Here is a 5143-nt window from a genome sequence, read left to right on the forward strand (position 1 = left end):
TGTAGGTCAAGTCCTCGGCCTATTAGTACCGGTCAGCTCAAACCTGTTACCAGGCTTCCACTTCCGGCCTATCAACCCAGTGGTCTCGCTGGGGGCCTTAACCCTCAAGGGGTGGGATACCTCATCTCGAAGCGAGCTTCCCGCTTAGATGCTTTCAGCGGTTATCCCTTCCGAACGTAGCTAACCAGCCGTGCTCTTGGCAGAACAACTGGCACACCAGAGGTTCGTCCGTCCCGGTCCTCTCGTACTAGGGACAGCCCTTCTCAAGTATCCTACGCGCGCGGCGGATAGGGACCGAACTGTCTCACGACGTTCTAAACCCAGCTCGCGTACCGCTTTAATGGGCGAACAGCCCAACCCTTGGGACCTACTCCAGCCCCAGGATGCGACGAGCCGACATCGAGGTGCCAAACCATCCCGTCGATATGGACTCTTGGGGAAGATCAGCCTGTTATCCCCGGGGTACCTTTTATCCGTTGAGCGACACCGCTTCCACCTGCCAGTGCCGGGTCACTAGTCCCGACTTTCGTCCCTGCTCGACCTGTCAGTCTCGCAGTCAAGCCCCCTTGTGCACTTGCACTCAACACCTGATTGCCAACCAGGCTGAGGGAACCTTTGGGCGCCTCCGTTACATTTTAGGAGGCAACCGCCCCAGTTAAACTACCCACCAGACACTGTCCCTGAACCGGCTCACGGTCCAAGGTTAGATACCCAAATCCAACAGAGTGGTATTTCAAGCTTGCCTCCACCCACACTGGCGTGAGGGTTTCACCGGCTCCCACCTATCCTACACAATCGAATTCGAGTACCAATGTCAAGCTATAGTGAAGGTCCCGGGGTCTTTCCGTCCTGCCGCGCGTAACGAGCATCTTTACTCGTAGTGCAATTTCGCCGGGCCTGTGGTTGAGACAGTGGGGAAGTCGTTACGCCATTCGTGCAGGTCGGAACTTACCCGACAAGGAATTTCGCTACCTTAGGATGGTTATAGTTACCACCGCCGTTTACTGGCGCTTAAGTTCTCCGCTTCGCCCCGAAGGACTAACAGGTCCCCTTAACGTTCCAGCACCGGGCAGGCGTCAGTCCATATACGTCGTCTTACGACTTAGCATGGACCTGTGTTTTTAGTAAACAGTCGCTTCCCCCTGGTCTCTGCGGCCACCAACCGCTCCACCAGCATGTGGTCTCACCATCGGTGGCCCCCCTTCTCCCGAAGTTACGGGGGCAATTTGCCGAGTTCCTTAACCACAGTTCGCCCGATCGCCTCGGTATTCTCTACCTGACCACCTGTGTCGGTTTGGGGTACGGGCCGCTCGAAACTCGCTAGAGGCTTTTCTCGGCAGCATGGGATCACTGACTTCGCCTGAAACGGCTCCGCTTCACGTCTCACCCACATGTGCTGCGGATTTGCCTACAGCACGGGCTACACGCTTGCCCCGGCACAACCACCGGCCGGGTCCAGCTACCCTCCTGCGTCACCCCATCGCTTGCCTACTACCACCCGAGTTCCGAAACGCCGGCCATCCCCCCGAAAGGTTCAGACCATTGTGACGTTAGTACAAGCAGGTTCAGCATGGACGCTTCTACGCGGGTACGGGAATATCAACCCGTTGTCCATCGACTACGCCTCTCGGCCTCGCCTTAGGCCCCGACTCACCCAGGGCGGATTAGCCTGGCCCTGGAACCCTTGGTCATCCGGCGGCAGGGTTTCTCACCCTGCTTTCGCTACTCATGCCTGCATTCTCACTCGCGTCACCTCCACGGCTGGATCACTCCGCCGCTTCACCGGTGACACGACGCTCCCCTACCCATCCACACACCTGGACCACAAAGGCCTGGTACACGTGTGAATGCCACAGCTTCGGCGGTGTGCTTGAGCCCCGCTACATTGTCGGCGCGGAACCACTTGACCAGTGAGCTATTACGCACTCTTTCAAGGGTGGCTGCTTCTAAGCCAACCTCCTGGTTGTCTATGCGACCCCACATCCTTTACCACTTAGCACACGCTTAGGGGCCTTAGCTGGTGATCTGGGCTGTTTCCCTCTCGACTACGAAGCTTATCCCCCGCAGTCTCACTGCCACGCTCTCACTTACCGGCATTCGGAGTTTAGTTGACTTCAGTAAGCTTGTGGGCCCCCTAGGCCATCCAGTGCTCTACCTCCGGCAAGAAACACGTGACGCTGCACCTAAATGCATTTCGGGGAGAACCAGCTATCACGGAGTTTGATTGGCCTTTCACCCCTAACCACAGATCATCCCCCAACTTTTCAACGTTGGTGGGTTCGGCCCTCCACGCGGTCTTACCCGCGCTTCAGCCTGCCCATGGCTAGATCACTCCGCTTCGGGTCTAGGACACGCGACTGAACGCCCTATTCAGACTCGCTTTCGCTACGGCTCCCCCACACGGGTTAACCTCGCCACGTATCACTAACTCGCAGGCTCATTCTTCAAAAGGCACGCCGTCACCCCCAGCCTAAGCCAGGACGCTCCGACGGATTGTAGGCGCACGGTTTCAGGTACTATTTCACTCCCCTCCCGGGGTACTTTTCACCTTTCCCTCACGGTACTCGTCCGCTATCGGTCACCAGGGAGTATTTAGGCTTACCAGGTGGTCCTGGCAGATTCACGGCAGATTACAGGAGTCCGCCGCTACTCGGGAACACGCCAACACAGACCGTCGAATTTTCGCCTACCGGACTCTCACCGTCTACGGTGCCGCTTTCCAGCGGACTTCGACTAACCCACGGCTTTCTGACTGTGCCACCAGCCGGCAGACCGGTGCAGACATGCCCCACAACCCCAAACATGCAACCCCTGCCGGGTATCACACATGCCTGGTTTAGCCTCATCCGCTTTCGCTCGCCACTACTCACGGAATCACTATTGTTTTCTCTTCCTGCGGGTACTGAGATGTTTCACTTCCCCGCGTTCCCTCTACCTGCCCTATGTGTTCAGGCAGGAGTGACACCACATGACTGGTGCCGGGTTCCCCCATTCGGACACCCTGGGATCACAGCTCGGTTGACAGCTCCCCCAGGCCTATCGCGGCCTCCCACGTCCTTCATCGGCTCCTGGTGCCAAGGCATCCACCGTACGCCCTCAGCAACTTGACCACAAAGCAATAAAGATGCTCGCATCCACTGTGCAATTCTCAACCAACACCAAACCCGCACCGTCTTGTCAGCGGCAACCTTGACAGCAACCCTGCCTGGTTTTGCACGCCGGCGCAGATTCACGTCCGAAACACACCATCGCTGGTTGTTTCAGGACCCAACAGGGTGCCTATACGACCCACACGAACCGCACCCCAGAACTGTTTCCACGCCAGCCTTGCAGCTAGCAGTACTCGATTCCGGGACCGTTGTCCGCAGGACCTTCGCCAGTGTCTCCGCCATTGAGCACCCCACCAGCACACTCGGCTGATGCGGGCTCCTCACAGTCTTTCGACTGAAGGTGCTCCTTAGAAAGGAGGTGATCCAGCCGCACCTTCCGGTACGGCTACCTTGTTACGACTTCGTCCCAATCGCCAGCCCCACCTTCGACGGCTCCCTCCACAAGGGTTGGGCCACCGGCTTCGGGTGTTGCCGACTTTCGTGACGTGACGGGCGGTGTGTACAAGGCCCGGGAACGTATTCACCGCAGCGTTGCTGATCTGCGATTACTAGCGACTCCGACTTCACGGGGTCGAGTTGCAGACCCCGATCCGAACTGAGACCGGCTTTTTGGGATTCGCTCCACCTCACGGTATCGCAGCCCTTTGTACCGGCCATTGTAGCATGCGTGAAGCCCTGGACATAAGGGGCATGATGACTTGACGTCATCCCCACCTTCCTCCGAGTTGACCCCGGCAGTCTTCGATGAGTCCCCGGCCGAACCGCTGGCAACATCGAACAAGGGTTGCGCTCGTTGCGGGACTTAACCCAACATCTCACGACACGAGCTGACGACAGCCATGCACCACCTGTGAACGGCCCCGAAGGACCCGACATCTCTGCCGGATTACCGTACATGTCAAACCCAGGTAAGGTTCTTCGCGTTGCATCGAATTAATCCGCATGCTCCGCCGCTTGTGCGGGCCCCCGTCAATTCCTTTGAGTTTTAGCCTTGCGGCCGTACTCCCCAGGCGGGGCGCTTAATGCGTTAGCTGCGGCACAGAGAACCGGAGAGGCCCCCCACACCTAGCGCCCAACGTTTACAGCGTGGACTACCAGGGTATCTAATCCTGTTCGCTCCCCACGCTTTCGCTCCTCAGCGTCAGTATCGGCCCAGAGACCCGCCTTCGCCACCGGTGTTCCTCCTGATATCTGCGCATTTCACCGCTACACCAGGAATTCCAGTCTCCCCTACCGAACTCAAGCCTGCCCGTATCAGCTGCAAGCCCACAGTTGAGCTGCGGGTTTTCACAGCTGACGCAACAAGCCGCCTACGAGCTCTTTACGCCCAATAAATCCGGACAACGCTCGCGCCCTACGTCTTACCGCGGCTGCTGGCACGTAGTTGGCCGGCGCTTCTTCTCCAGGTACCGTCACTTGCGCTTCGTCCCTGTCGAAAGAGGTTTACAACCCGAAGGCCTTCATCCCTCACGCGGCGTCGCTGCATCAGGCTTCCGCCCATTGTGCAATATTCCCCACTGCTGCCTCCCGTAGGAGTCTGGGCCGTGTCTCAGTCCCAGTGTGGCCGGTCGCCCTCTCAGGCCGGCTACCCGTCGTCGCCTTGGTAGGCCATCACCCCACCAACAAGCTGATAGGCCGCGAGCCCATCCCAGGCCGAAAAACTTTCCACACCCCACGATGCCGTGAAGCATGAATATTCGGTATTAGCCCCCGTTTCCGAGGGTTATCCCAAAGCCTAGGGCAGGTTACTCACGTGTTACTCACCCGTTCGCCGCTCGAGTACCCCGAAGGGCCTTTCCGCTCGACTTGCATGTGTTAAGCACGCCGCCAGCGTTCGTCCTGAGCCAGGATCAAACTCTCCAACAAAATCTACGTTGGTGAATCAATCACCCGGCAACAAACATGTTGTCACCAAAGGAATCCCAGACACGCAACACACTCCCGAAGAAGCGCGCCCATGCCACGGGGTAATAATCATTTGGCACTGGCTTAACAAGCACCCTGTTGAGTTCTCAAACAACCAACACACACCG

The 5143-nt window shown here is 58.0% G+C and carries 2 rRNA genes; both read right to left on the reverse strand.

Annotation, left to right across the window (positions count from 1 at the left end):
* Positions 1-2: 2 nt before the first annotated feature.
* Positions 3-3110: ribosomal RNA gene (locus ABT369_RS57610) — 23S ribosomal RNA — on the reverse strand.
* Between the two features lie 351 nt (positions 3111-3461).
* A 16S ribosomal RNA gene (locus ABT369_RS57615) occupies positions 3462-4976 on the reverse strand.
* The 16S and 23S rRNA genes sit together here, the layout of an rRNA operon.
* Positions 4977-5143: the final 167 nt, after the last annotated feature.

This window comes from Dactylosporangium sp. NPDC000244 (assembly GCF_040300725.1).
In the GTDB taxonomy this organism is placed as follows: domain Bacteria; phylum Actinomycetota; class Actinomycetes; order Mycobacteriales; family Micromonosporaceae; genus Dactylosporangium.